Annotated in this window: 21 protein-coding genes; 5 read left to right on the forward strand and 16 right to left on the reverse strand. The window is 57.2% G+C overall.

Translation table 11 applies throughout. The features are described from left to right. Positions 1-25: 25 nt before the first annotated feature. The 3 genes from pyrR to HHJ16_RS01625 are packed head-to-tail and all read right to left on the reverse strand — an operon-like array spanning position 26 to position 1,529. Complete coding sequence (pyrR, locus tag HHJ16_RS01615; RefSeq protein ID WP_293640121.1) at positions 26-532, reverse strand: bifunctional pyr operon transcriptional regulator/uracil phosphoribosyltransferase PyrR; 507 nt, start codon at positions 530-532, stop codon at positions 26-28. Then, positions 529-945, reverse strand: a complete 417-nt coding sequence (gene ruvX / locus HHJ16_RS01620) for a Holliday junction resolvase RuvX (protein WP_293640123.1) — start codon at positions 943-945, stop codon at positions 529-531. The genes pyrR and ruvX overlap by 4 nt, the downstream gene beginning before the upstream one ends. Next, positions 942-1,529, reverse strand: a complete 588-nt coding sequence (locus tag HHJ16_RS01625; protein ID WP_293640125.1) for a YqgE/AlgH family protein — start codon at positions 1,527-1,529, stop codon at positions 942-944. The genes ruvX and HHJ16_RS01625 overlap by 4 nt, the downstream gene beginning before the upstream one ends. A gap of 113 nt (positions 1,530-1,642) precedes the next feature. On the opposite strand from HHJ16_RS01625, the gene HHJ16_RS01630 reads away from it, so the two are divergent. Continuing rightward, positions 1,643-3,124, forward strand: a complete 1,482-nt coding sequence (locus HHJ16_RS01630) for a deoxyribodipyrimidine photo-lyase (protein ID WP_293640127.1) — start codon at positions 1,643-1,645, stop codon at positions 3,122-3,124. A gap of 56 nt (positions 3,125-3,180) precedes the next feature. Here HHJ16_RS01630 and HHJ16_RS01635 read toward each other — a convergent pair whose 3' ends face one another. The 6 genes from HHJ16_RS01635 to HHJ16_RS01660 all read right to left on the reverse strand — a co-directional run bounded on the left by HHJ16_RS01635 (position 3,181) and on the right by HHJ16_RS01660 (position 13,292). Then, complete coding sequence (locus HHJ16_RS01635) at positions 3,181-9,324, reverse strand: Hpt domain-containing protein (protein WP_293640129.1); 6,144 nt, start codon at positions 9,322-9,324, stop codon at positions 3,181-3,183. A gap of 64 nt (positions 9,325-9,388) precedes the next feature. Beyond that, entirely contained in the window at positions 9,389-11,683 is a 2,295-nt protein-coding gene (locus tag HHJ16_RS01640; RefSeq protein WP_293640131.1) for a methyl-accepting chemotaxis protein, read from the reverse strand. 36 nt (positions 11,684-11,719) lie between these two features. Further along, on the reverse strand, positions 11,720-12,250 hold the full coding sequence (locus HHJ16_RS01645) for a chemotaxis protein CheW (protein ID WP_293640133.1): 531 nt from the start codon (positions 12,248-12,250) through the stop codon (positions 11,720-11,722). A gap of 30 nt (positions 12,251-12,280) precedes the next feature. Further along, complete coding sequence (locus HHJ16_RS01650) at positions 12,281-12,646, reverse strand: response regulator (protein WP_293640134.1); 366 nt, start codon at positions 12,644-12,646, stop codon at positions 12,281-12,283. After that, positions 12,646-13,044 carry a response regulator gene (locus tag HHJ16_RS01655; protein ID WP_293640135.1) on the reverse strand — a complete coding sequence of 133 codons (399 nt, stop codon included), beginning with the start codon at positions 13,042-13,044 and terminating at the stop codon, positions 12,646-12,648. The genes HHJ16_RS01650 and HHJ16_RS01655 overlap by 1 nt, the downstream gene beginning before the upstream one ends. A gap of 74 nt (positions 13,045-13,118) precedes the next feature. Next, positions 13,119-13,292, reverse strand: coding sequence for a rubredoxin (locus HHJ16_RS01660; RefSeq protein WP_293640136.1), 174 nt, complete (start codon positions 13,290-13,292; stop codon positions 13,119-13,121). A gap of 82 nt (positions 13,293-13,374) precedes the next feature. Between HHJ16_RS01660 and HHJ16_RS01665 the strand changes: the two genes are divergently transcribed. Next, entirely contained in the window at positions 13,375-14,352 is a 978-nt protein-coding gene (locus tag HHJ16_RS01665; protein WP_293640137.1) for a bifunctional hydroxymethylpyrimidine kinase/phosphomethylpyrimidine kinase, read from the forward strand. Continuing rightward, on the forward strand, positions 14,333-15,652 hold the full coding sequence (gene hemL, locus HHJ16_RS01670; RefSeq protein WP_293640139.1) for a glutamate-1-semialdehyde 2,1-aminomutase: 1,320 nt from the start codon (positions 14,333-14,335) through the stop codon (positions 15,650-15,652). The genes HHJ16_RS01665 and hemL overlap by 20 nt, the downstream gene beginning before the upstream one ends. 101 nt (positions 15,653-15,753) lie before the next feature. Here the strand turns inward: hemL and purH are convergent, their stop codons facing one another. The 3 genes from purH to dusB all read right to left on the reverse strand — a co-directional run bounded on the left by purH (position 15,754) and on the right by dusB (position 18,707). Further along, entirely contained in the window at positions 15,754-17,340 is a 1,587-nt protein-coding gene (purH, locus tag HHJ16_RS01675; RefSeq protein WP_293640210.1) for a bifunctional phosphoribosylaminoimidazolecarboxamide formyltransferase/IMP cyclohydrolase, read from the reverse strand. Positions 17,341-17,403: 63 nt separating this feature from the next. After that, complete coding sequence (locus HHJ16_RS01680) at positions 17,404-17,640, reverse strand: Fis family transcriptional regulator (RefSeq protein ID WP_293640140.1); 237 nt, start codon at positions 17,638-17,640, stop codon at positions 17,404-17,406. Next, a complete protein-coding gene (gene dusB / locus HHJ16_RS01685; protein ID WP_293640142.1) occupies positions 17,637-18,707 on the reverse strand; it encodes a tRNA dihydrouridine synthase DusB in 1,071 nt (356 codons plus the stop codon). The genes HHJ16_RS01680 and dusB overlap by 4 nt, the downstream gene beginning before the upstream one ends. 908 nt (positions 18,708-19,615) lie before the next feature. Between dusB and HHJ16_RS01690 the strand changes: the two genes are divergently transcribed. Both HHJ16_RS01690 and HHJ16_RS01695 read left to right on the forward strand, forming a co-directional pair. Continuing rightward, entirely contained in the window at positions 19,616-19,864 is a 249-nt protein-coding gene (locus HHJ16_RS01690) for a DUF6582 domain-containing protein (protein ID WP_293640143.1), read from the forward strand. 229 nt (positions 19,865-20,093) lie between these two features. Then, the gene (locus HHJ16_RS01695; RefSeq protein ID WP_293640145.1) at positions 20,094-20,975 is read left to right on the forward strand and encodes an ADP-polyphosphate phosphotransferase; all 882 of its coding nucleotides are present in this window, start codon (positions 20,094-20,096) and stop codon (positions 20,973-20,975) included. Positions 20,976-21,168: 193 nt separating this feature from the next. Here the strand turns inward: HHJ16_RS01695 and HHJ16_RS01700 are convergent, their stop codons facing one another. The 4 genes from HHJ16_RS01700 to purT all read right to left on the reverse strand — a co-directional run bounded on the left by HHJ16_RS01700 (position 21,169) and on the right by purT (position 25,201). Then, positions 21,169-21,618 carry a cation-transporting P-type ATPase gene (locus HHJ16_RS01700; RefSeq protein ID WP_293640147.1) on the reverse strand — a complete coding sequence of 150 codons (450 nt, stop codon included), beginning with the start codon at positions 21,616-21,618 and terminating at the stop codon, positions 21,169-21,171. 72 nt (positions 21,619-21,690) lie between these two features. Further along, positions 21,691-22,680 carry an aldo/keto reductase gene (locus HHJ16_RS01705; protein WP_293640149.1) on the reverse strand — a complete coding sequence of 330 codons (990 nt, stop codon included), beginning with the start codon at positions 22,678-22,680 and terminating at the stop codon, positions 21,691-21,693. Positions 22,681-22,863: 183 nt separating this feature from the next. Continuing rightward, a complete protein-coding gene (locus HHJ16_RS01710; RefSeq protein WP_293640150.1) occupies positions 22,864-23,961 on the reverse strand; it encodes a mechanosensitive ion channel domain-containing protein in 1,098 nt (365 codons plus the stop codon). Positions 23,962-23,983: 22 nt separating this feature from the next. Next, positions 23,984-25,201: a formate-dependent phosphoribosylglycinamide formyltransferase gene (gene purT, locus HHJ16_RS01715; RefSeq protein ID WP_293640151.1), complete on the reverse strand. Its 1,218-nt coding sequence runs from the start codon at positions 25,199-25,201 to the stop codon at positions 23,984-23,986. Positions 25,202-25,298: the final 97 nt, after the last annotated feature.

Raw genomic sequence — 25,298 nt, forward strand, 5'->3', positions numbered from 1 at the left:
TTTCTGCTCGGGTTTCGGGTTGGGGTTATCGGTCTTGCACCTGAAAGCTGAACTGGCCGTTCTCAGCGCGCGCCAGTGCAAGCGTCTGCGCAGCGGGTAAGGCCACTCGTGCAACCGCAAGATCAGGTTGCACAGGCAACTCGCGACCACCCCTGTCCACCAGTACCACCAGCTTGACGCTGGCAGGTCGCCCGTAGTCGAACAGCTCATTGAGGACCGCTCGCAAGGTGCGGCCAGTGTAAAGAACATCGTCGACCATAATCAGATGCGCGCCGTTCACATCGAAAGGCAGCAAAGTCTGTGCGCTGGACGCCAGGCCGCGCTGCGAAAAATCGTCGCGGTGCATGGAAGAGGAAATAATGCCGGGTTCCCCGGCCAAACCCAGGTCTTTTTGCAGGCGCTGGGCCAGCCAGGCGCCGCCAGACGCAACCCCTACCAGCAGCGGCGGCTGGTCGTACGAGGCCAGTAACAAACGCACGCTTCGCAGCAAATCGCCGTACAACGCTTCAGCGTCCAGTGTCAGGCTGCTCATGGAAGACTCCTTAAAAACTGTTCCAGAATGATGCACGCGGACGCCGCATCGGCATCCTTGGCGCCGCCGGCCAATGCCTCGGTTGTGCTGTAGCGCTCATCGACCTCAAATACTTTTAAGCCAAAACGTCCTCGCAGCTGACGCGCAAACTTTCGCGCACGCAGCGTATTGTCGTGGCTGGCACCATCGGGATGAAATGGAACGCCGATCACCAGCGCATCAGGCTGCCATTCCTTGATCCTGGCTTCAATCGCGGGAAAGCGAGCAACGCCTTCTGCGGCGATAGTCGCTTGTGGCGAGGCAGTACGGGTCAGGCTATTGCCAGTTGCAATCCCAGTACGTTTGAGACCGAAGTCGAATGCCAGAAAGGTTTGAAAACCAGCGGCCTGAGAAGGCTCAGCCGCAAGGTTCATGCGTGACCAGCCACCGGCGACAGCATCCAGCTTTGCAGACCGAGCAGCAGCAGGGCTTTGTCATAACGCTGTTCGACCGGGGTATCAAAAATTACCGCGATATCGGCCGCCACCGTGAGCCAGCTGTTATCCAATAGTTCCGATTCCAGCTGCCCTTCGCCCCAGGCGGAGTAGCCGAGCGAGACAAATACTTTGCGGGGTCCGGCGCCGGTAGACAACGCTTCCAGCACATCTTTGGACGTGGTCATTTCCAAGCCACCCGGAATCGACATGGTCGAGGCGTACACCGATTCGTGCCCAGGCATCATCGATTCGTGGAGCACGAAACCACGCTCGGTTTGGACTGGCCCGCCTTGAAAAACCGGTGTTTCAGTGAGATCGTCGCGATGAAGCGGTAACTCGACCTTGTCAAACAGCTTCTTGACGCTGATGTCGCTGGGCTTGTTGATAACGAGGCCCAAGGCCCCCCGGTCGCTGTGCTCGCACATGTACACCACGCTTTTGGCAAACGATTTGTCCGCCAGACCGGGCATGGCAATGAGGAAGTGGTGAGTCAGATTAATCGGTTCGGAGTCCATGGCCATTTGAAGATTTTACGCGTACTAGTTTTAGGCGTATGCAGACTCGGTCTTCAAAACCCAAATTCTGCAAATGGCATTTCAATCGCCTTGACCAGCCTTTTCGCTACCATCGGCTCATGCAAAAAAAATACCAATCCGGCCTGATGTGGTTTAAGCGGGATTTGCGGGTCGAAGACAACGCAGCGCTGTATCACGCGCTGAAATCCTGCAAGCAAGTGTATTGCGCGTTTCTATTCGACCGAAAGATTCTGGACGCCTTGCCCAGATCCGACCGCCGGGTGGAATTCATTCGGGAGTCCCTGGTGGACCTCAACGAACAATTGCAGCGGCTCGCCTTGGAGCATGGGGTCTCGCATGCCGGCCTGATCGTCTTGCACGACTTCGCCAGTAGCGCACTGCCAGCACTTTGCGCGAGGCTGTCCATCCACGCTGTTTTCACGAATCACGACGACGAACCGCAAGCGCTGGAACGCGATGCGGAGGTGCACACCTTGCTGGAAGGTCAAGGTGTGGCCTTTCACAGCTTCAAGGACCACGTCATTTTTGAGCGCGCCGAGGTCCTCACGCTAGCCGGCAAACCGTACACGGTGTTCACCCCTTACAAAAACGCATGGCTGAATAAAGTCGACAGCTTTTACCTCCAAGCCTATCCGGTGGAAAAGTATGCGGCTGCGTTGGCGTCAGGGCCCGCCGACCTGCTATCCGCCGTTCCCGAACTAGATTCTTTAGGATTTAAAAAAACCAACCTGTCTGCGCTAAAAATCCCCACCGGAAGCCAAGGTGGAACCGCGCTTTTTGAAGAATTTCTGGGTCGTATGGCCCACTACAAGGACACCCGTGACTTTCCTTCCGTGAAAGGTCCGAGCTACTTGGGCGTACACCTGCGCTTTGGCACGGTATCGATCAGGAGGATGGCGTCAAGTGCACTGGAACAACAACAGGGCGGGAGTGAGGGCGCTGCGACTTGGCTCAGCGAACTGATCTGGAGAGATTTTTATGCGCAAATTCTGAGTAATTTTCCGCATGTTGCTAGCCGCGCGTTCAAACCTGACTATGACGCGATTACGTGGGAAGAAGGCGAGAAAGCCAACGCCCTTTTCAAGGCCTGGTGCGAAGGCCGGACGGGCTACCCGCTGGTGGATGCGGCGATGGCGCAAATCAACCAGACCGGTTACATGCATAACCGGTTGCGCATGGTGACCGCCAGCTTTCTGGTGAAAGACTTGGGGCTCGACTGGCGCTGGGGCGAACGTTACTTCGCCGAAAAACTCAACGATTTTGATTTGTCAGCCAACAACGGCGGCTGGCAGTGGGCGGCTAGCACTGGTTGCGATGCCCAGCCTTATTTCAGGATTTTCAATCCAGTCAGTCAGAGCGAAAAATTTGATGAGGAAGGAAAATTCATTCGCAAATACCTTCCGGTACTGGAAAAACTCCCCACCCCGGCCCTGCACAGCCCTTGGCTTGCAAAGCCAGCGGAACTAAGCGCTGCAGGTGTGCTGCTGGGCGAAAACTACCCGAGGCCCCTCGTGCAGCACGACATAGCACGCGCGCTTACCCTGGAGCGCTACACCGTGGTGAAAAGAAAAACCACCTGAGACGCACCGCTTTTTGAAGTTACTTGCCCGATATCTGTCTGGCTTAGATACGCCTTCTAGGCCAAAACAGCAACTTCCGTAGCGCAGTAATTTTTGACCAAGCGCAACAACTCTTCTTCCGAGTACGGTTTGCCTAAATAGTCGTTAACACCCAGCGCCTTGGCGTGCTCGCGGTGTTTTTCAGCAATCCGCGAGGTGATCATGATGATGGGCAGATGGCTCAGTCGGACATCCGCACGAATGTTGCGCGCCAGGTCAAAGCCATCCATGCGCGGCATTTCAATATCTGACAACACCACCGCAGGCCGTTCTTCCTGCAACCGTTCCAGCGCTTGGAGGCCGTCGGCCGCCATAGACACACGATAACCTTCCCGCTGCAGCAGGCGTTGCGTGACGCGCCGCACCGTGATCGAATCGTCGACCACGAGAATCAGGGGGAGTTGCGGCGTTGCAGCCACCAGCGCCGCCGCCCGCCCACCGCTGGCCCCCGACGCTTCAAGCACATGCGGTTCAGCCGAGTCGGCGCTCCATGCACGCGCTTGCTGACCGTAGACGGTAGCCAAGGCCACCGGGTTGTAGATCAAGACCACCGCGCCCGAAGCGAGCACGGACATGCCCGCCAAGCCCGGCAGCCGCGACAACTGAGGACCGAGGTTTTTAACCACGACCTCCCGGTTGCCCAGGACTTCATCGACATGAAGTGCAATGCGCTGGGCTGCGCTTCGAAAAATAACGACCTGCGTAGCCTTCGCTTGCACTTCGCTGCTCTGCGGCGAAGCCTGTAGCAAGGCACCCGACCACATGAACGGCACAGCCTCACCAGCGACATCAAGCGTGCCCGTGTTGTAAGCCTGCTGCAACTCCTTGGCAGTGGTGCGCCGAACGGTTTCAACCACGTTGGCGGGAACTCCCACCGACAGGCTGCCGGCGCGAATAATCACCACCTGCGTCACTGCCGTGGTCAACGGCAGCACCAGTTTGAAGTGGGTACCTTTTCCAGACACGGAAGAGGTCTCAATCCGACCGCCCAGGGAATTGACTTCCGATCTGACCACATCCATGCCAATGCCACGCCCGGCGAGTTCGGTAACCTGTTCAGCCGTTGAAAAACCCGGCATGAAAATCAGTTTGGCGGCCTCCTGGACATCCACCGACTGCTCTGCGGTGACAAGGCCGAGACTTAGGGCTTTTTCCCGTATGCGATGAAGATCCAGGCCCGCCCCATCATCGCTGAAGTCTACCGAGACGTCGTTACCTTCTTGGTGAAGATGGACCGTGATGAGACCCACGGGGTCTTTGCCGGCGTTGGCGCGGTCTTGCGGACTTTCGATGCCGTGGGTCACGCAGTTACGCAGCAGATGCTCAAAAGCGGGCGTCATGCGGTCCAGCGTGCCGCGATCCATTTCAGTCGTACCGCCCAACAAGTCCAGGCGAACCTGCTTGCCCGTTTCCTTGGAGGCTTGCCGCACAACACGGTAAAGACGGTCGGAAATACCATCAAACTCCACCATCCGCGTGCGCAGTAAGTCGCGTTGCAATTCGCGGGTTTGCCGAGCCTGCGCAACCAGATCATCCTCGGCCGCTTCGACCGTGCGTTGCAGGGTCCGCTGCACGGTCGCCACGTCGTTAACGGACTCAGCCATCATTCGGGTCAGTTCCTGTACCCGGGTGAACCGGTCGAACTCGAGCGGATCAAACCCGGTTTGGGCGTCCTTCGTTTGCGCCAGGCGCGTTTGCATCTGGGTTTCAGCTTGCAGTTCAATATCGCGCAGTTGTTGGCGCAAGCGGTTCAAGTTGCCGTTCATGTCATTCAGGGAACTGCGCAACTGGCCGACCTCGGCTTCCAGACGGGAACGGGCAATGATGACCTCCCCGGTTTGGTTGACCATGCGGTCGAGCAACTGGGATCGCACGCGTATGGAGGCTGCAGCAGCCTGCCTCAATGGCTGCATGGCCATGGCTTGAGGCGGCGGAATGGTTAGTGTTCTTGTGGTGAGTTCACTGGCGACGACTTCCTTCGTCGAGGACTCCTGAAAATCCAGGGCTTTCGACACCGAGGCGGGTCTGACCAGCGGCTCTGCGACAGCCGGCGCGGATGAAGGCAAAGCAGGGCCCGCAGCGGCAGCCTGGCGCAAGCCTTCAAAAGTGGCTTGCATCGCGTCAAAACGGGTCAACAAAGGTTCGAATTTTTGGGTCGCTGCGGCCTCTGAACCAACGTGCTCGATTTCTGACTCAACCCGATGCGCCATTTCCCCAAGCCGCAATGCGCCGGCCAGCCGGGCACTGCCTTTGAGCGTGTGCAGTACGCGCAATACCTCCAGGCGCGCTCCGTGATTGCCGGGTCGCGCGGACCACTGACGCAGCGCCCCTCCCAACTGGGGCATGAGCTCCGCCCCTTCTTCTTCAAAAATCGGAAACAAATCAGGGTCAATCGCGTCGACTGCATCGATCGGTTCATCGCCCTCTTCACCAAATATCGCGACGACAGGGGTCGGAACGGCATCCGGTGCTGACAAGACCAACCGAACCGGCGGCGCTTCGACGGCAGGAGCGGTTGGCGTCACAAATGCAGGCGGGGAATACGCGCTCTTCGCTAGTTCCGGCGCTGAGAAATTTAGAAGCTCCTCCCTGATGTAGTCTGCTTGCGCTGGATCCGCAAAAAAGTCTGAATCATAGAACTCGTCTTCTGGCGGAATTACAGCATCAGGAAAATCGAGCTCGTTCAGGCGACCCAGCAAGCTGGCCTCTGGTTCCTTCAGAAACCCAGCGGCAAATTGATTTAGCAACCGACGTATATCTTCTGCAGCATCAACAAATACCTGCCCATATTTAGCGGCACCATCGCTGTGATGCGCCCGCGACTTTTGCAGCGCATGTTCCAGCGCCCGCGCTATTTTCGACAAGGCATCGAACCCAACGGTGGCAGAACTGCCTGCCAGCGAATGGGCAAGCGCTATCGTGGAAGCGCCGACTCGCTGCTGGCGTTCCATGGCCCATTCGGCCACCTCTGTCACCAGTCGCCGCGACCATTCATCAGCCTCATTCAAGTAGACGTTATAAAGAGGAATACCTATGCGCAAAGCGCCAATGACTTTTATTTTCTCGTCCTCACTGGCGTCTGCGAGTGGGGCAGTCTCTGGTGTCTTTTCACGCGCTGCGACGGCTGGAGCCGCCGCCACGTCAACGGGTTGTAGCGGGATGGTTTCGATCTTTTCCGCCGACTCGGGCACCTCTGTGACCAGTTCCGCAGCGGGTGGGAATCCAACCGAAACAGGCGCGACTTGATCGGGCGCTGCAGTCCCGAGCCGAAAATGCTTGTCAAAATCGGCGGCTGACAATTCAATTGCTTCCCCGGACTCAAACTCGGCAGATACGCTCTCCGGCATGCTCGCCACCGGAAGGTCAGCCAACCTGGGCGAGGCGTTGTCGTCAGCCGAGTGCGAGAACAAGCGGTCGAAATCAATGCCTGCCATATCCAGATCAGACGTAACCGCCTGATCCACCGCTGTAGCGTCCGGTGCTGCAGGAGCAAGTTCGGTATCAAAAAGAATACCAAACTCCGCATCGGCTTCAATGGTGGCCTTATCCAATGGCTCCACAAGCAAGTTGGCGCTTGGATCTTTAGGAGCCTCACCTTCCAGTTGAAGTTCGGGCAGCTCAAGCACGCCTGCTGCAGTAGCTTCCATTGGGAGGGCGGGGACGCCCGGCTCGCCAGATTTGACAACTAAACGCAGGGCACTGTAGCGCCCTTCGATCCGCATGGCATCTGCGCTGCTTCGGAACGGAACCGCGGACCACGGGGCATCTTGATTCGCAGCGATATCGGCAATCCAGGCGCCAAAGCCGGCCATCACCTCGGAAGTCAAGGCCCGAAACTCAGTGGTGGCAGTTTTTTGGTCCGCCAGCCAACTATTGAGCAGTTGCTCAAGCGACCAGGCCGCTTCTCCGAATTCGTTCAGCCCCACCATTCGCGAACTACCCTTGAGAGTGTGAAAAGCGCGCCGCAATACCGTCAGTTCGGCGACCTCACCCGGGTCGCTCGCCAGTGCGGCAATCGCTTCCAGCGCGTTGCCGAGCACTTCACGGGCCTCCTCAAGGAAAATATCGCGCAAGTCATCTTCTTCGAAATCCGCCGATACGGCCTGGCTGGCTGGTGCGACTTGCGCCGGCATCACGGTTGAAGCCAAGGTCATCAAGGCACTGGCTGCGGCAGAAGCATTGTTCGCAGAAACGGCCAGCGCTGCATCACGGGCCGTTTGAGCAAGGACAGGCTGCTCAGCAAGTGCCGCATGAGTCGCCAACGCGTCCAATTTCTCGCTCAGTTTTTCCTCGGAATTGCCGCCCCCCGCTTCCTGGACCAGAGAGATGACTTCCCGTGACAGCAAATCGCTGCCCAGCGTCACGGTCGAAGCGGCGCTGGCTGCCTTTTGCGTGCGGCCCATCAGGGGCTTCAGCTCACCTTTTTCCTCGTCGAAGACGAAGAGCTTTTTCGCCAGCGCGGGCTGGTAATTGAGCATGTCGATCAAGAAACTCAGCGCGCCCAGGTTGTTACCAAGGTGATCGAACGTCCCTGCAACGCGCGCCACCTGTTCGTCAATTCCGGCGATCAGCATGTGCTCGACGCTGTTCTTCATGCTCAAAACGGCATGGGATGCCTGATCGAGCCCCAGCACCGACAAGACCCCACGCATCTGTGAAAGCTGAACCGGTACGACGTGCAGCAAAGTCTTATCTTGCGGGTTGCGAAAGAACGCGTCCAGCGAATTCTCAAGCTCACCTAAAGACACGCGCAATTCACCTACCACGCTGCCCATGGTCTGTTTATCGCTCACCCGACGGTACAGCTCTTCCATCCAGCCTTCCAGCGGCTGGGGTTCACCGCCCACCCGAACCGCTTCCAGTCGTTCCGCCAAGTTTTCCGTTCGCACAGTCAACTGAGGATCGTTGGGATCCAAGTCATCCAGAGCCGCTTCAATATAGAGCACCGACGTCGCCACTTCCATCGCCAACTCAATTCGAGGAACGTGGGCTGAATGGACCGTGGTGTCAATCGCCCGGGTCAAGGCTTGCGCAAGTGGCACGCTGGGCGGGTAGAGTCTGAGTAGAGAATCAGTCACCAGACTGAACTGATCGGCCACCGACCTGAACTTGCTAACATCGCCCGCGGACAGAGAGGACCAGGTTTCCTTGGCGGAGGTGATCCGCTTGCGGGCCTGAGCCAACAAAGCCGGGTCGAAGCGGCCAAATTGAACAAGCTCGTAGTCCACAGGTTTAAACCGAGTGAGATCGTAGGTTAACCGGACGGCCGACAAAATGGGGGTATCGCTGGCCCGATCGGAAACCGCCTGAGCACAGAAAAAGAGGAGATCCTGCGCGAGGCGGTCCGATATCGCGGCATCCCCTTTGCCCAGCGAGGCATATTGCAACAGGATCCGGGACGCGGCGCGCTTCACGTAAATATCCAAGCCCAGCAGATCGTGCGCAACGGCTTCAAAGTAGGCGGCCGCGATCTTCCAGAAAATCCGGGGTTGACGGCCAGTCTGTTTTGCGGAAAGTCCGAGGCTCAATTCCTTCAGTTTCAGGGCTGCCTGCGGTGCCTTGCCCTTCAAGATCTGGAGCACCGAATAGTCCATCAGCGCACGCGCGTCATCATCGTAATTCCGAGGTTCGGCCATTACGGCCAGCTCGGGCTCCAACCAACGCCACTCAAACGGCCACAAGTCGGCAGGGTGAATACGATCAGCACGTATGAGCTCCTGGATATCGCGGTACTGCGGAAACAAGGAAACGGCAGAAACCGGCTTGTCAGCAAGCACGCCTTCTAGGTATTCCGTCAGTGCAAAACTGGCGCGCTCGATTTTGGCGGCTGCCTCATGACTGCATTGTCCCGGTTGCTGCACAAACTTTTGCACGGCGGCCTCCATGGCCCGCAGCACCAGTGCCGGCCCCGCCAACCCCACCATTTCCAACGCACCTACCGCCTGGTGTAACTGCTGACGTGCAATTCGCAATTGACTGGCGTCAACCGCTGCAAGATCAGAGCCGCGTGCAGCTTCGGCATCCCGAACAAAGCGCTTTAGCGCTTTTGTGGCGCTGGCCAACGACTTGCGAAGCTCGTCAAGCATCCAAGCCAATGGGCCAAGATCGTTGCCGGTGTGGTCAAGTTCAGCAGCTAATGAATTCGGGACGCTGGATTGCATAAATAACGGGCCGGTTCAGGAATCGAGGGTTCGCGGTCAGTTGGCAGCGCACAACGGACGTCTATCAGGCAATCTTGAATCGGGATACCGATTGGCGCAATTCTTCCGCCATGCGGGAAAGATCCCGCACTTGCTGCGCCGTCGAGCGGGTGCCTTCCCCGGTCTGCTCCGTCACTGCAAAAATGTGCTGCATATTGTCGGCCACTACGTTGGCCGACGCCGCTTCCCGGGAGGCCGAACTTGAAATCTGCTCAATCAGATCCGCAAGGCGACGCGACACCCGATCAATTTCCGATAGCGCCGTACCGGCGTTATCGGATAGCCTGGCCCCTTCAACCACCCCTTGCGTAGAGCGCTCCATAGCGGCCACCGCATCCTGGGTATCGGTTTGAATCGCTTTCACCAAAGCGGAAATCTGTCGCGTAGCATCTGCAGAGCGCTCAGCCAGTCGCTGCACTTCCTCCGCAACGACGGAGAAACCGCGCCCCGCTTCCCCGGCTGACGCCGCCTGAATAGCCGCATTAAGGGCCAACACATTGGTCTGCTCGGTAATGTCGGAAATCAGCTCTGTAATCTCGCCAATCTCTTGGGAGGATTCACCCAGTCGTTTAATCCGCTTGGAAGTTTCCTGAATCTGGTCACGGATCGAATTCATACCACCGATCGCGCTCTGAACAGCCTGCAAACCAGACTCGGCGGCCGTCAGCGACTGCCGCGCCACCTGAGAAGATTCCTGCGCTTGGGTGGAGACTTCGTTGATTCGGGACGCCATATCGAGCACCGATTGGCCGGTTTCACGAATCTCACGCAATTGCTCCGTGGACGCCGCGAGCAGCTCTGTGGAGGTGCTTTCCACCTGCGCTGTTGTCTGTGCAACCCGGGCCGCAGTATTTTGCACATTACCCACCAGCTGCCGCAATTCCTCGACCGTGTAGTTCACCGAGTCGGCAATCGCGCCAGTGATGTCTTCGGTCACCGTCGCTTCCTGCGTCAAGTCACCCTCGGCCACAGTCTGCAGCTCGTTCATCAAGCGCAAAATCGCGGCCTGGTTGGCATCGTTAACACGCTTGGCGTCCTGCTCCTGGCCTTTGGCTTCCTGCCGCTGATTTTCAGAAACTGCCTGCCGCTGCTGGCTGTCCTGCACCTGCAAGTGGGCGAGACCGGCCGCACACAGCAAGGCAAAAGCCGCCGCGACTACCAAGGTCGTCAGCGCACCTGCACCGAGGCCGGATTGGGCCGACAGTTTTTCCTGCAAATTCTCAAGCCCTCGGCGGAGCGGCTCGCTGTCGGTAATGATCGAGGACTGAGCTTCCCGGGCAGAGACCAAGCCCTGCAAGTTACCCAAAATGGCACTGGCCTGGACCCGCGTTTGCTCGTAGAGCGCCATCAGGGCGTCCAGCCGCTCGCGAGTTTGAGGGTCTTTGGAGCCGCTAAGACGCAACTCGGGGCTGCCGTCCTGCAGGCCCTGGGCGATTTCCTTGAAAGAGTTCAAATCCTTGCCTAGCAAGAATACCGCCTCGGGGCTCACGCCCTCCATGGTCAGGAACTCGTTGGCAGACTTGCCAATGCGCTGGGTCAACATCACCAGCTGGCCGGACGCCGAGATTTCGGCCGGCACCGCATTTTGCTGCAGCTTGAGCGACGACACCGTTTCTGCAATTTCCAATAAATCCGATGATTGGCGGTTAATAGTACGCAAGGCGCTGCCAACCTGCATCAGAATTTTCTGCTGATCCATCACCGTTTTTGCGTTTTTCTCGGCGCGATCTACGAGGGGAAGAACCTTTTCCACATCGGGCTGCAAGTCATCGGTCACGGAGGCCAGATTCAAACTGGCTTCGCCAGACTTCAGGCCTCGCGCGGTCTTTGCCAGCACATCAGAGCTTTCACGTACATCGGGAAAAGCTTGGGCGCTACCTACCAAAGCTTGGGATACGGATTTCGCCAATCGCTGCGACTGCATCAGGGCCTGACCGTTTGCCTCCAGCTGCTGGGCCACTTTGTGCGCCTGGTTGAGTGCCAGAAAAGTCACCGTACCCAGAGCGCCCATCGCCAGAAGCAGCAAAGTCACCAGAATTTTCTGGTGCTGGCCGATGCTTCGGCGGCCGAGCAGAGGTAGCGTCAGCAAGTCGGGCGCTTCAATCGCAGCCTCCTCCGCAGTGGTCGCCCTGCGGCTGAAGGCAGAAACGTCCTCATGGGTGTCCTCCTGGCGGATGGCGGCGGAGTGGAGGGAGGCCTCATACGTGGCGCCGGTCACTAAAACATCACCCGGCATGCCGACGGAAGCCATCTCCATGCTGTCCTCAGGCTGGACCGACTTGGTTTTAAATAGCTTCTGGATAGTTTCAAAAACAGACATGTGAGCCTTCTGGGGAAAACAGGGTGACAGGGTGCACTAGGCGCCTATCTTCAAAAATGGGGCTTGCTGAGCGAGTAACTGAAGGTTGATTTCCTGCCAGGCGGCACCGTTGAGGTCAACATACTGGTTGCCGAAAAATTCGGGCGAATCGGGCGCTTTTTCGGTAAAACTGCTAAATGCAGCTTGGTTGCGCAGTCCAGCCAGCCTGTCGATTAGCAAAGCGCAATTTACCTCCAGCGCACTATTGAGGGACACAAGCCTTGAATCGGAACGAGTAAGCTCGTTTTTAAGCAGTGGCGCCTGACCACTCACATAGCTGGCCAGGTCAACCACACCAAAGAGACCCCCTCTCAAATTGGCAACGCCGGCAAACCAGGCCTGGGTATACGGAACGGGTTGCATGTTGACCCAAGGAAAGATCTCGCCCGACTGACTTAACGGGAAAAGATACTTCCTTCCACCGGCCTCCACGGCCAGCCAAGACGGAGCAACGCCTTGCGTCCGCGCAATCTGCAACCTGTCGGATAGGCGTGCTTGCAGCTCTCTAAGGGCTTGTCTCTTCGCCATGCTTCAGTCCTGTTCCGGTCAGCAGGCAAATCAGCCGAGCGCCTTAATTTTGGCCATCAATTCATCGACATTGACAGGCTTTGTGATGTAGTCGCGAGCGCCCTGCCGCATGCCCCACACCCGGTCAGTTTCCTGGTTTTTACTGGTGCACATCATGATGGGAATATCGGAATAGAGGGGATCCCTGGCAATGGCACGCGTCAACTGAAAGCCGTTTTGCCCCGGCATCACCACATCCATAAGGATCAGCTCGGGCTTCTCCTCCGCCAAGCGGCGAAACGCATCTTCTGAATTTTCAGCCGTTTTGACTGTAAAACCATTTTTAACCAGCAAATCGGTCAGAAACATCAATTCGGTTTTGGAGTCGTCAATAACCAGTATTTTTTCAATTGCCATCACACTAATCCTTGTTTTGCACTGCCCAACGCCTTGACGGCTTGCAGCAACTGATCTTTGGTAAAAGGCTTGGTCAAGTAGTCCTGCGAACCCACCATACGCCCTCGCGCCTTGTCGAACACACCGTCCTTGGAAGACAGCATGACAATCGGAACGCCCGAAAACTTCGCATTACGCTTGATAATTGCACAGGTTTGATAGCCATCAAGTCGGGGCATCAGAATGTCGCAAAAAATAAGATCGGGTTCATAGTCATTGACCTTGGACAAAGCATCAAAACCGTCTTCAGCCAGCAAAACTTCGTGCCCTCCTTGCTTCAAGAATATCTCGGCGCTACGCCTGATGGTATTGCTGTCATCGATGACTAACACTTTTAGTCCGGAACCAGGAATGTCCACTACCTTTACTCCTCTATTTACAGACCTTGAAACGCAGGCGCTCAGCCGCCTCGGTCAGGCAGGTGCCTCACCGTTTACAGCTGAACCATTTCGAAGTCCTCTTTGCGCGCTCCGCATTCCGGGCAGGTCCAGTTCATAGGCACTTGAGCCCATGGTGTCCCGGCAGGAATTCCGTGCTCTGGAGCACCCGCAACTTCATCGTAAATCCAGCCACAAATTAAACACATCCACGTTGTCGATTGAGTCACAGCTTAAATTGCCTTCGAATAGAATGCAACAATTGTATCGAGCCGACGTTGCTTATTCGTGTACAAGGCAAAATTGCAGCCTATGGCAAACCCCAATACCCGTTTACTGGATAGCAGACAACTCCAAACCGAAGACAGCGACGCGTCACCGGCCTGCGTCATGACCTTCAACGCCAACGACCCAAGTGGCGCGGGGGGCCTGACCGCCGACATCGCGGCCATCGTATCAGCCGGAGCACACGTGCTCGCCATCGTGACCGGCGCTTATGTGCGCGACACCGCTGAAATTTTCGACCACTTTGCATTCGACGAAGAAGCCGTCACCGATCAGGCGCGGTCTGCGCTGGAAGACATGCCGGTCTCGGCTTTTAAGGTGGGTTTTGTCGGCAGTCCGGAAAACATCAGCGCTATCGCGGAAATCGCATCCGATTATGCGGACGTGCCCCTCATCGCTTACATGCCCAGCCTATCCTGGTGGGACGAAGGCGAGATCGACAGCTATCTGGACGCTTTCCGCGAATTGCTGCTACCGCAGACCACCTTATTGATCGGTAACCACAGCAGCTTATGGCGGTGGTTACTGCCCGACTGGTCCGGCGAGCGAAACCCCTCTGCCCGGGACATCGCAAAAGCCGCTGCCGATCTGGGCGTGCCGTATACCCTCGTTACGGGCATACCGCTGCCCGAGCAGTTCATTGACAACGTGCTGGCCACACCCCAAGCCGTGTTGTACAGCGAAAAATTTGAGCGCTTTGAAGCTATTTTTTCCGGCGCCGGCGAGACCCTCTCGGCCGCGCTCTCGGCATTGCTGGCGAATGGTAGCGATCTGCAGGCGGCCACCGCCGAAGCGCTGACCTATCTGGACCACAGCCTGGATGCCGGTTTTCATCCGGGCATGGGTAACATCGTGCCAGATCGTCTGTTCTGGGCCGAAGCCGATGTCGATCCCGAAGGCTCGGACGATGAAAGCGCAGCGACAGATTTACCTTCAGACAGCAACGCCTTCCTGACTTCCAACCCCCCTTTTGAAGTGCCCCCCGATGGAACAATCAAGCATTAATCCCGACACGTCCCGAAACACCGCGCTGTTCGAGCGCGCCAAAAAGCTGATTCCGGGCGGCGTCAATTCACCGGTTCGCGCCTTCAAAGCGGTGGGCGGAACCCCGCGCTTCGTGCAACGCGCGCAAGGCGCTTATTTTTGGGACGCAGACGGTCAGCGCTACCTCGACTACATCGGCTCTTGGGGACCGATGATTTTGGGGCACGGGCATCCGGTGGTCGTTGAAGCGGTTCAGAAAGCCGTGCTGGAGGGTTTCTCATTTGGCGCGCCGACCGAACGAGAAGTCGAGCTCGCCGAGGAAATCGTGCGCCTTGTGCCGTCCCTTGAAATGGTGCGGCTGGTGAGTTCCGGCACAGAAGCGGCCATGAGTGCAATCCGGCTGGCCCGCGGCGCGACTGGTCGCAGCAAGATTGTCAAGTTCGAAGGCTGCTACCACGGTCATTCTGATGCCTTGTTAGTAAAAGCCGGCTCTGGCTTGGCCACCTTTGGCAGCCCGACCAGTGCCGGAGTACCGCCGGAGGTGGTGCAGCACACCCTGGTGCTTGAGTACAACAACGTGGCCCACCTTGAAGAAGCCTTTGCCTTGCATGGCAGCGAAGTCGCCTGCCTGATCATCGAGCCCATTTGCGGCAACATGAATTTCGTGCGTGCCAGCGTTCCTTTCATGACACGGTGCCGGGAACTTTGCACCCAACATGGCGCACTGCTGATATTCGACGAAGTAATGACCGGTTTTCGCGTGGCACTCGGCGGCGCACAAAGCGTTTATGCCCAAAGCATTCCGGGTTTCAAACCTGACATGACGGTCATGGGCAAAGTGATTGGCGGTGGCATGCCGCTGGCCGCCTTTGGCGGAACGCGTGCTGTGATGGAACAGCTGGCACCATTGGGCGCGGTCTACCAGGCGGGCACCCTGTCGGGAAATCCCGTGGCTACTGCCTGCGGCTTGGCCACTCTGCATGAGGTCCAGAAACCAGGGTTTTATGACGCCCTCGGCGCGCGCACGCGTAGTTTGGTTGCAGGCCTGACGCAGGCGGCCGCCAAAGCCGGCGTGCCTTTTTGCGGTGATAGCGAGGGTGGCATGTTTGGCTTTTTTCTGCTTGAACAATTACCGCAAAACTACGCAACCGTAATGGGCACCGACGGCCTGGCTTTCAATCGCTTTTTCCATGCGATGCTGGATCGCGGTGTTTATTTCGCCCCGGCACTCTATGAAGCCGGTTTCGTCAGCTCGGCACATTCGGCTTCGGATATTGATGCCACAGTGGATGCAGCAGCGCGGTTTTTTGCGGGCAACTGAATCTGATTCAGCCCCCCACCGGGGGAACCGGGCTGCAAAACTAGCCCTCGCAAAAACTGCAGCCGGTCGGTCGACGCCACAGAGCCCGCCGCACTGCCTGATTAATGCCTGAAATGCCGAATGCCAGTGAGCACCATGACGACCTCGCGCTCGTCGGCGGCGGCAATCACCTCCGCATCACGCATACTGCCGCCGGGTTGAATGACGCAGGCCGCACCCGCATCCACCACGACGTCGAGCCCGTCGCGGAAAGGGAAAAAGGCATCGCTCGCCACGGCGGAACCCTGTAGTGTCAACCCTGCGTTGGCCGCCTTGATGGACGCGATGCGCGCAGAGTCGATACGACTCATCTGACCTGCACCAACGCCTAGCGTCATGCCGCCAGCGCAAAAAACGATCGCGTTGGACTTGACGAACTTGGCGACTTTCCATGCGAACAGCAAATCCTCCAACTGAGCCGGCGTCGGCTGCAGTTTGCTGACCACTTTCAGGTCCGCCAGCGCCAGTTCGTGGCTGTCTGCGGTTTGCATCAAAAGGCCGGAACCAACGCGTTTGATGTCTATCAAGTTACGACCCTGCTTCCAGGCAGTGTCGCCGCCGGCCGGCAAATCGATTTGCAAAATCCGCACATTGACCTTGGATTTAAACACTTCCAGAGCCTCGGGCGTGAAGGCGGGGGCCATCAGAACTTCCACAAATTGCTTCGAAATCTGGAGCGCTGCGCGCTCGTCGAGCGGGCAGTTCAAGGCGATGATCCCGCCAAACGCCGACATGGGGTCGGTTTTGAAGGCCTTGCTGTAGGCCTCCAACGCGTCCACACCGGTTGCCACACCGCAAGGGTTGGCATGTTTGACAATCACGCAAGCCGCCTCTTTAAGCCCATCAAAGCTCTTGACGCATTCCCAGGCGGCGTCCGAATCAGAGATGTTGTTGTAAGACATTGCTTTGCCCTGCAACTGTTTGGCAGTCACGAGTGAGCCGGGTGCAGGGTCCAAATCACGGTATAACGCAGCCTGTTGGTGCGAGTTTTCCCCATATCGGAGGTCCTGCACCTTGATGAAGCGGCCATTGGCCTGGCCCGCAAACAGGCTGCGAGTGCCATCTGGCTGAATGCTGGAAAGGTAGTCGCTGATCGCGCCATCGTATTGGCTGATGCGATTGAACGCGGCGACCGACAGGGAAAATTTAGTCGTATCCGTCAGTTTGCCGCTGGCTTTGAGCTCATCCAGAACTGCGGCATATTGCGACGCATCGGTCAGCACGCCCACATCTTTCCAGTTCTTCGCTGCCGAGCGCACCATGGCCGGACCGCCGATGTCGATGTTTTCAATAGCATCTTCCAGCGTGCACCCTGGCTTGGCTACCGTTGCCTCGAACGGGTAGAGATTCACCACGAGCAAATCGATGGTGTCGATCTGATGTGCCTTCAAGGCGGCCATGTGTTCGGGCACGTCGCGCCGCGCCAGCAGCCCCGCATGCACCTTGGGATGCAGTGTTTTTACTCGGCCATCGAGCATCTCCGGAAACCCGGTGAGTTCCGCCACTTCGGTCACCGGCAGACCGGCCTCCGCCAACAACTTGGCCGTGCCTCCCGTGGAAAGCAACTTGAGGCCCAACGCGTGCAGGGCCTGCGCAAATTCGACGATACCGGTCTTATCGGAAACGGAAATCAATGCGTTCATTTTGATCTTTGTGAAGGAATGCAGATTCGGAGACATCCGTCCTGTACCAGGAGGGATGCATCCAAGGAATTATTTGATGAGCCTGTGCTCAACCAGTTTTTTGCGCAAGGTGTTGCGGTTCAGGCCCAGCCATTCGGCAGCACGCGACTGGTTTTGATCGGCATGTTGCATCACCACCTCCAGCAGGGGTCGTTCAACCACGCGGACCATCATGTCATACATGCCCCCGGGTTCGGTACCGTCCAGGTCCTCAAAATAGCTTTCCAGACTGGAGCGTACGCACTCTTCGATATGTTTCCTGGTCATGCAGCCGCTTCCTCTTGATTTTTATGTGTGTTCATTTGCGCTTGCGCCTGTTCATTTTCGCTGCCAGCGCTGGATGAAATGCGATCCATCCGCTCGCCCAGGCCCTCAAAAAAATTACCGACGCTTCGAAGCTGCGCCTCGCAATCGTCCAGAAGGTTCATCTGGGCGCGGAATGCTTCCCCGCCCGGCAAGGTCTTCACGTACCAGGCGATGTGTTTGCGGGCCGTCCGCACGCCAGTAAATTCACCATACAGCGCGTAGTGATCCAGCAAATGATCGAGTAGCAGGCGCTTGACGTCGACTACAAGCGGCGGCGCCAGGTGAGCACCCGTCGCCAGAAAATACGCCACCTCGCGGAAAATCCAGGGCCGACCCTGCGCTGCGCGGCCGATCATCACCGCATCAGCCCCGGTATAAGCGAGCACATCTCGGGCTTTTTCGGGGCTGCTGATGTCCCCGTTGGCCACCACAGGAATGCGCAAGGCCGCTTTCACCGCAGCAATCGTGTCGTATTCGGAAAATCCTTTGTAGCCCTGCTCGCGTGTGCGGCCATGCACGGCGACCATCTGCACCCCAGCGCTTTCAGCCGCACGCGCTATCGTCAATGCATTTTTGTGACTCTGAGCCCAGCCGGTGCGTATTTTGAGCGTAACTGGAACGTTGTGCGGAGCGCAGGCGGCAACCACTGCCTCCACGATCTGCAGCGCCAGCGTTTCGTCCTGCATCAGGGCCGAGCCAGCCCATTTGTTGCAGACCTTTTTGGCCGGACAACCCATGTTGATGTCGATGATCTGCGCACCGCGATCAACGTTATAGGCGGCGGCCTCGGCCATCATGTAAGCGTCAGTGCCCGCAATCTGAACCGCAATCGGCTCGGCTTCGCCGTCATGGTTAGCGCGCCGGGAAGTCTTCAGTGTGTCCCACAAATCACGGCGCGAGGTCACCATCTCGCTCACCGCATACCCCGCCCCCAGCTTTTTGCACAAGGTGCGAAACGGACGATCCGTCACACCGGCCATGGGCGCGACAAACAGGTTATTTGCCAAAGCGTAGGGGCCGATATTCATGAAAAGTAGGCGCTGCTGATTGCTGAAGAAAGAGCCCCCGATTGTAGCTGCCCAAAATTTCAGCAATTGAAATTTGCCGGCCGATTTGTAAATGTCTTTCGGAGGCCCCTCAGTGTGTTCCCATTCCGGTGTGAGCCTGAGGGGCTCTCAATTTAGATAACTTCGATGTGCGGGTTGACCGGGTTGCAAAGCTGGCAAACTGCGCCACGGATTGAAGTATTTCTGGTAAAAATTATTGATGGGTTGCGCGTACTTTTTCGGAATCTGAGCGTAGCCCGCCTGCTTGCTGACCACACTGGCATTTTTGCGCTTTGCCCGGGGGCGTTGTCGGAGTGAAAACCCTCAATGACAAACGGAAATTGCTAGATCACCATCGCCAGCACCGGCAGCAGAAATGCTTCGCTGATGCCCTGCACGCAAGCCTCGACTTGCCACTGCGAAATGCTGTCCACACAGGTGATGTGATAGTTTCCCCGTTCATGCCGTCTTCATCGCCCTGGTGCATACCGGATGGGTCTTGGTAAAACTCACCCGCTAAGCTTCGTATCCCTCGCTTTTGCGCGACTTGTACAGGTGCGAAGAAGACAGACGGGCCAAGCGTTCGTCGCGCACGTCGCCGTAGTCGCGAAAAGCCCGTTTCAAGAGGGGAATGATGGCTGGGACCGCCTGTAACCGCTGGTGTATCGCAGGTAGTGCAGCAGCACGCCACGCTCATGCCTGTTGCATCCGGATCCTGAGGAGGATCAATCCACTCACCAATTCACATCAAATTACGGCTTCAGGCTCATACCTCATTGGACAAGGCGAGGACTGTACGAAAAAGGTCAACCGGCATAAACTGCATCAAGCATGAAGCGGCGCGCCACTGCGGCGACCGCGTTTATCTTTTCAGTACACCGGGAATATCCATGACAAAGCTAGCCGCCAGCGACCGAAACGATCTGCCAGCGATTCAGTTTGCATTTGAAGCGCAGCGTAAAGAACCGCTCGAAAATGCGAGTCATGTCCGCAACGCAATCGCCCGTTTTAACCAGGTAACGGGTGTTAGCGACACTGAACGCAACATCGCCTGGCAGCGCATTCTGGAGTCCGCTAAAAAGTATGGCGTTGAAGTGCATGACACCAGCTGGCGTGAACTCGGTAAGCCAAGCCGGTAACAATTGCAAGCTTGCGACTTCTACCCGAGCGCTTAGATTCACTCGGTTTTTTATCCAGTCGATCCATGCTATCGCGCATTGCCCGGCTCTTTAAAGGAAGGCATCGAAGAGCTTACGCACCAGATGAAAGATCTAGAAAACGACGAGACTGGCGCTCCACTTGACGACTCCAGCAAAGGCATAAGCCGCCTCAAGCCATTAAATCCATGACCTCAACTGGATGTCCATCATGAAGATTTGCTCACACGATTTTCGCGTACAAGAAGGTGTCGCGGTCAATTTGAGTAAATGGCCAACCGACATTGCGCCACTGTGCCGGTCTTCCAAACATGCCAATGAGCAGTTGCAAAAGCATGCGCGGAAGTTAAGCGCCTTGCAACAATTGCTGTACGCGTCCAATCGTTATGCGGTACTGATTATTTTTCAGGCGATGGATGCTGCAGGTAAAGACGGGGCTATCGCCCATGTCATGTCAGGGGTCAACCCGCAGGGCTGCCAGGTGTTTAGCTTCAAGCACCCAAGCGAGGCAGAACTGCAGCACGATTTCTTGTGGCGCACGCTACGTGATCTGCCCGAACGCGGGCGAATCGGCATCTTCAACCGCTCGTATTACGAAGAAGTTCTGATTGTGCGTGTGCATCAAGACATATTGCAAAGCGAAGGACTACCAGCGCCGCGGAGCAACGCCGCGGAACCGTGCGGTAGTATTTGGCAGGATCGCTACCGTTCCATTGCTGATACCGAGCGCCATCTGCACATCAACGGCACCCGCATCATCAAGTTCTTTCTGCATCTTTCCAAAGACGAACAACGCAAGCGCTTTATAGAGCGCATCGATACGCCCGAGAAAAATTGGAAATTTACCGCCGCCGATCTGCACGAGCGCCGATTCTGGCCAGCTTATATGGCGGCTTACGAAGATTGCCTAAGCGCCACCAGCACCACTCAATCGCCATGGTACGTGGTGCCTGCAGACGATAAGGACAACAGTCGACTAATTGTTTCGCAAATCATCCTTGAGGCTTTTGAGGACTTAGAAATGAGCTATCCCGTGGCGAATGCGGCTCACAGGCGGGAACTGCTGTCAATACGTAAACAGCTGACCAAATAACAGCGCCATGGCGTCGCTCGCACACGAAATATAGTCAGCCGAATTTACGGCTGCTCATTGGCCGCCTCATCCACTGGAGAAAGGCGTGTCGACAAACACCCCCAACTTAAGCAGTGCGTGCGCGCCCAAGACTGAAGCCAAAGTAAACGTGGCCGGTAACGCGACCGGAATGGACGCGAGCAGTGCGGCCAAACTAAGTGCCCAGGCCAGTAGCCGTCACCTTGGCTGTCTCGTCGCCGCGCTGAAACAGCGTTTGCCAGGCACCATCGCGAAACACAGAAGCATTAATCGCCAGCCGCGACTTCAATGCCGCCAGTGTCGCTTTTGCTGGCCCTTCCTGAAAGCTGCCCAATACCGCGTTAAACACCAGCAGAACAAGTATGACTGCGGCGGCGGCATAGTCGCCCATCGCCAGTTGGAGCAGCACCGCAGCTTCCAGCATCCAGGGAACGGGTGCCCAGAATTTACTCAGAACTTCTTGAACCGGATGCAGTGCAACCTGGGGCAAGGCGTTGGGACCGAATTTTTTGAGTTGACTTTGGGCCTCTGCGCTGGTCAAACCGGCCGCGGCGTCGCCTGCCACAGGCTTTGCCTGCTTGTCAGGCACCGTCGGTAGGGGCCGGGAAGCGGGTAGGACGGTCATCACTTCTCATCGTTCTTTCGCCACCGCCCCAGGGTATCGGCATGCGCTGCGTTTTGCATGCCTTGCCCTTATTTACGCGGCTAGCGGCGTTGTAATCTTGTCAATTTGGGTCATCACATCAGGGGTGAGTTTTGCAATCACGTCGGCGGCGCCCAAGTTGTCGCGTAGCTGTTTAATTTTCGAAGCACCAGTGATAACGGTACTCACGTGCGGGTTGTGCGCGGCCCAGGCAATTGCCAGTTGGCCCAGCGTGCAGCCGAGCTCATTGGCCACCACCTCGAGCCGGGTAACAGCGGAATTTTTTGCGTCATCCGTCAGCCCCTTGACCAAAAAGTCCATGTCCTTTTGAGCGCCACGGCTGCCTTTGGGGACACCGTTGCGGTACTTGCCCGTGAGCAAACCGCTGGCCAACGGGCTCCATGTTGTGAGTCCCAGCCCGATATCTTCATACAAACGCGCATATTCATGCTCCACCCGCTTGCGGTGAAACAGGTTGTACTGTGGCTGCTCCATCACTGGTTTGTGCAAATGATGTTTATCGGCAATACACCAGGCTGCGCGAATCTCGTCCGCCGACCATTCACTCGTGCCCCAATACAGCGCCTTGCCCTGGGTGATCATGTCGCTCATGGCATGCACGGTTTCTTCAATCGGTGTCAGGGCATCGGGGCGGTGGCAGTAAACCAGATCGATAAAGTCCAACCCCATGCGTTTGAGCGAGCCATCAATCGCCTGCATCAAGTATTTTCGGTTAAGGGTATTTTTTCGATTGATGGTTACCGCTTTGGCATCAGTCGCAGCTAGGCCCCAATAAAACTTGGTTGATACGATGTAGTTCAGGCGCGGCCATTTGAGTGCCTTGATGGCATCGCCCATGACTTCTTCGCTATTGCCGCTGGCATAGACCTCGGCGTTGTCAAAGAAATTGATACCGCAGTCCATGGCGAGCGCCAGCATTTCCTTTGCTGCCTTGACGTCAACCTGATTGGCATACGTCACCCAGGAGCCCAGTGAAAGTTCGCTGACCTGAAGGCCGCTGTGACCGAGACGTCGGTATTGCATAAAGAGGTTCTCCATGAACGGGTTGTTGAACAATTGACAATTTAGGCTACCAAACCTTCAGGTGTTCCCGCTGTCGGCTGTCGGGCATTCCTAACGTAATCCTCAGACGCGCGTTGTGATTTAAAAATGCAGTTTTGTCGTATTTGGCGGGAGCCCACCACCGCCTAGTCCAGGTAAAGCCCACTAATCAGCGCTCGGAGCGCTCGGCCTGTCCGGATGCTTGGTCTCTGCGAACTCAGGCAGTTCAGCCCGCAGCAGCGGTAAATGCTGCGGGTACTCGCGCTGCATGAAATCCACCAGTGCCTCGCGCACCTTGCAGCGTAAATCCCAATTCAAGCCCGAACTGGCGGAGGTCACCAGCACCCGCAGCTGCATGCTGCGCTCCCCTGCTTCCACGACTTGCAAAAGGCACAGCCGCTTGTCCCACTCCGGTGCCGCCTCGCAGGCGCGTCGGGCCGCGTCGCGCAGCGGCTCCAGCGGCATGCGATAGTCAACCCACACAAAAACCGTCCCAATAATCTGGGCGCTGCTTCGCGTCCAGTTCTGAAATGGGTTTTCGATGAACCATTGCAGGGGAATGATCAGCCGGCGTTCGTCCCATATCTTCAGCACCACATAGGTGCCGGTGATTTCCTCTACACGGCCCCACTCGCCCTGTACCACCAGTACGTCATCGATACGCATCGGTTGTGCCAGCGCCAGCTGCAGTCCGGCAATAAGATTGCTGAACACCGGCCGCGCCGCAATGCCCGCCACAATGCCGACCACGCCTGCCGAAGCCAACAAACTGGCCCCAATGTGCCGCACACTGGGAAAGGTCATCAGCATCAACGCCAAGCCCGCGATGAGAACAATGAAGTTAGCGATACGCACCAGCAACCGGGTCTGCGTTTGGATGCGGCGCGCATTGAGGTTATCGGCAACCGCGACCGAATGCAGGTCAGCGACACCGTGTGTAACGCCGTTAAGCGCACGCAGGCCCAGCCACGTCAGGGCGGCGAGTAGCAACAAGGCGTTGCCGTGCCTGACCTGGCTAATCAGAGGAAGATGTTCGGGTGCCGCCTGCCACACACTTTGCAGTCCCACCAAAGGCAGTACCAGCCGCGCGGGGCGCCAGCAGCGGCTGACCACCGCACTGGCCACCGGGCTGCCACGGGTGATTCTCCGGAGAATGGCCGCGCCCATTCGATGAACCAGCAAGGCCACGATGACAACCAGCAGGGCTGCGAGCAAGACGCTCCATGTCACGTCCTCGGGAAAGCTGAATTCGCTAACGCTCATGGCCTGATGTCCTTCCTGTTCGTTACCCTGGCGCTCTCGGCCTCACTAGCGACGCCGCTTGCCTCGCCCGTGTTCGCGCCACCTCCACATCGGCATCGAAAGCGAGCGCAACGCCCATACGACGCTTTACGTAGCTCTCGGGCTTTCCGAACAGACGAATGTCGGTGTGGGGTACACGCAATGCCTCGGCGAGGCCGTCAAACACGATGCCCGTGGCATCCACCCCGCCATAAATCACGGCGCTGGCGCCTGGACTTTTGAGCGCCGTATTGACGGGCAAGCCCAGAATGGCCCGCGCATGCAGTTCAAACTCATTTTGCCATTGCGTGCACAGCGTCACCATGCCGGTGTCGTGGGGGCGCGGACTCACTTCGCTAAACCACACGTCCTCCCCTTTCACGAATAGCTCCACCCCAAAGAGCCCTTGCCCACCCAGGTTGTCGGTCACGCTTTTCGCAATATCGCGGCTCTTTTGCAGCGCAGCTGGGTGCATGGGGTGGGGTTGCCAGCTTTCCACATAGTCGCCATGGACCTGCAAATGGCCAATCGGATCACAGAAATATGTCTCAACCTTTTCATTTGCGCCTCCATCGGGCGATACGGCACGCACGGTGAGTTGCGTGATCTCATAATCAAAATCAATGAAGCCTTCCACAATCACGCGGCCATGACTTACCCGGCCACCGGCCATCGCGCAATCCCAAGCCGCGCTCACCTCGTCAGGCCCGGCAATTTTGCTCTGACCCTTGCCAGAGGAGCTCATGACCGGTTTGACGATGCAGGGATATCCGATTTTGGAGTCAATAGCGGCCTGCAATGCCTGCAAAGAATTACAAAAGACATACGGACTGGTCGGTAAACCCAGCGTTTCAGCCGCGAGACGCCGGATGCCTTCGCGGTCCATCGTCAGGCGGACGGCGCGTGCATTCGGAATCACGCGCACCGTGCCGGCGGCTTCCAGTTCCTCCAGTGTGGTCGTAGCGATGGCTTCGATTTCGGGTACCACCAGATCCGGCCGCTCCTTTTCAATCAGCGCCTTGAGTTGCACCGGGTCACTCATGTCGATGGTGCGGGCGTGGTGCGCTACCTGTTGGCCGGGCGCGTTGTCGTAACGGTCGGTTGCGATCGTTTCGACACCCAGTCGTTGCAACGCAATCAAGACCTCTTTGCCCAACTCGCCGGAGCCGAGCAGCATGACTTTGGTTGCATGGGGAGATAAAGGCGTGCCGATTGAAGTCATAAAAAATCAAAAAAAGGTGGAATCAAAAAAACAAATGTCCGAGACAGCAATTTACCGCAACTTGAAGCCTGCGCTCAAGAAATCATCCCGCGCACCT

Source organism: Polaromonas sp. (assembly GCF_012927485.1).
GTDB lineage: Bacteria > Pseudomonadota > Gammaproteobacteria > Burkholderiales > Burkholderiaceae_C > Polaromonas.

Bases quoted from the DNA above. Each gene is read 5' to 3' on its own strand.
- pyrR (WP_293640121.1), bottom strand. From the start codon at position 532: ATGAGCAGCCTGACACTGGACGCTGAAGCGTTGTACGGCGATTTGCTG.
- ruvX (WP_293640123.1), bottom strand. From the start codon at position 945: ATGAACCTTGCGGCTGAGCCTTCTCAGGCCGCTGGTTTTCAAACCTTT.
- HHJ16_RS01625 (WP_293640125.1), bottom strand. From the start codon at position 1,529: ATGGCCATGGACTCCGAACCGATTAATCTGACTCACCACTTCCTCATT.
- HHJ16_RS01630 (WP_293640127.1), top strand. From the start codon at position 1,643: ATGCAAAAAAAATACCAATCCGGCCTGATGTGGTTTAAGCGGGATTTG.
- HHJ16_RS01635 (WP_293640129.1), bottom strand. From the start codon at position 9,324: ATGCAATCCAGCGTCCCGAATTCATTAGCTGCTGAACTTGACCACACC.
- HHJ16_RS01640 (WP_293640131.1), bottom strand. From the start codon at position 11,683: ATGTCTGTTTTTGAAACTATCCAGAAGCTATTTAAAACCAAGTCGGTC.
- HHJ16_RS01645 (WP_293640133.1), bottom strand. From the start codon at position 12,250: ATGGCGAAGAGACAAGCCCTTAGAGAGCTGCAAGCACGCCTATCCGAC.
- HHJ16_RS01650 (WP_293640134.1), bottom strand. From the start codon at position 12,646: ATGGCAATTGAAAAAATACTGGTTATTGACGACTCCAAAACCGAATTG.
- HHJ16_RS01665 (WP_293640137.1), top strand. From the start codon at position 13,375: ATGGCAAACCCCAATACCCGTTTACTGGATAGCAGACAACTCCAAACC.
- hemL (WP_293640139.1), top strand. From the start codon at position 14,333: ATGGAACAATCAAGCATTAATCCCGACACGTCCCGAAACACCGCGCTG.
- HHJ16_RS01680 (WP_293640140.1), bottom strand. From the start codon at position 17,640: ATGACCAGGAAACATATCGAAGAGTGCGTACGCTCCAGTCTGGAAAGC.
- dusB (WP_293640142.1), bottom strand. From the start codon at position 18,707: ATGAATATCGGCCCCTACGCTTTGGCAAATAACCTGTTTGTCGCGCCC.
- HHJ16_RS01690 (WP_293640143.1), top strand. From the start codon at position 19,616: ATGACAAAGCTAGCCGCCAGCGACCGAAACGATCTGCCAGCGATTCAG.
- HHJ16_RS01695 (WP_293640145.1), top strand. From the start codon at position 20,094: ATGAAGATTTGCTCACACGATTTTCGCGTACAAGAAGGTGTCGCGGTC.
- HHJ16_RS01700 (WP_293640147.1), bottom strand. From the start codon at position 21,618: ATGACCGTCCTACCCGCTTCCCGGCCCCTACCGACGGTGCCTGACAAG.
- HHJ16_RS01705 (WP_293640149.1), bottom strand. From the start codon at position 22,680: ATGCAATACCGACGTCTCGGTCACAGCGGCCTTCAGGTCAGCGAACTT.
- HHJ16_RS01710 (WP_293640150.1), bottom strand. From the start codon at position 23,961: ATGAGCGTTAGCGAATTCAGCTTTCCCGAGGACGTGACATGGAGCGTC.
- purT (WP_293640151.1), bottom strand. From the start codon at position 25,201: ATGACTTCAATCGGCACGCCTTTATCTCCCCATGCAACCAAAGTCATG.